This is a genomic window from Vibrio sp. Vb0667, assembly GCF_033391095.1.
The window spans coordinates 1-1,225 of the sequence record NZ_JAWPOL010000252.1 but is presented as its reverse complement, the minus strand read 5'-3'; the positions used below and the strand labels follow the sequence as shown (position 1 = coordinate 1,225).

At 41.5% G+C, this 1,225-nt stretch carries 2 protein-coding genes; both read left to right on the top strand.

All coding sequences use genetic code 11. The annotated features are described in order from the left end of the window. Positions 1-517: energy-coupling factor ABC transporter permease (locus R8269_RS25035; RefSeq protein WP_318222884.1), on the top strand; the 517-nt coding region annotated here is incomplete at its 5' end. A 154-nt stretch (positions 518-671) separates the two neighbouring features. Next, a complete protein-coding gene (locus R8269_RS25030; RefSeq protein ID WP_005456271.1) occupies positions 672-1,172 on the top strand; it encodes a YfbU family protein in 501 nt (166 codons plus the stop codon). The last annotated feature ends 53 nt before the right edge of the window (positions 1,173-1,225 follow it).

The following is a 1,225-nucleotide window of genomic DNA, read 5'->3' as shown; positions in this document are numbered from 1 at the left end:
TCTTTGGTCTGCTCAAGCAGGAGTAAAAGAAGGGTTACAAATACACTTTCTCGCGTTAACGACACTAACCATGATGTACGGTTGGCGAATGGCTTTTTTGCTCAGCATTCCTGCGATGATCGCCTACCACTGGATACACGATATTTCGTTTATCTTGCTCCCAAGCTCTCTTGTGCTATCGGCACTCATACCAATATTAATCAGCTACTTAGTCTTTTTGCTTAGTTACCATTATTTACCCCGCAACATCTTTGTGTTTATTTTTGTCGCTGGCTTTTTTAATGGCGCACTCACAGGCAGTTTACACTTAGTATTTAACTCGTTTTATCACTTGTTGGTTGGCCACTACGATTGGGAAACCATTCAACACAACTACTTTATTTTTGTCCCATTGCTTGCGTTCCCCGAAGGGTTACTTAACGGGATGTCACTGGCAGTATTAACCGTCTTCAAGCCAGAGTGGTTAAGAGTGTTTTCGGACCGAGATTACATATACAACCACTATCACAAAAAGTAGATATTCTTCTTATATCGTGTATCACGCCGTGGCTGAATTCGACAATTCTTGCCATTTTTTCATATTAAATATGTGTTGAGATCATGTTTCACCCTTGTCTGAAGCGTTAACCTAAGCACATTAAAAATGTATTAGATTATTTAGTGAGGTCATCATGGAAATGTCAAACGCTCAACGTTTGATCCTATCAAACCAATACAACCTAATGTCTCAGCTTGATCCGAATAATGCGGCTAAATACAAACGCCTACAGACGATCGTTGAACGCGGCTATGAGCTACAAATGCGCGAACTGAACAAAGATTTCGGTTGCCTTTCAGAAGCAGAATGCCGTGAAATCATCGACATTATGGAGATGTATCACGCGATGCAAGAATCTAACAATATGTTAGATGCGGAAGAGCGTAGCAAAGTAGACCAACGTCGCTTACAGTTCTTAGGTTTCGATATCGCAACAGAAGCGCAGCAAGTGCATTACGTCCGCTTCCTTGTTGATTCTGAAGGTCTTTACCCACAATTCGACAAGGCAGATCACCACTTTAACAGCCAAATGCCAATGCTAGATAAATACCGTCGCATGCTGCAAACTTGGCGTAACTGCCCTCGTCAATATCACTTGTGTGAAAACGAGCTTGCACAAATTTTTAGTGCATAAGATAGCAAGTCTTTGATTAGGAGAGCATTCGCTCTCCTTTTTTGTGTTCCTGT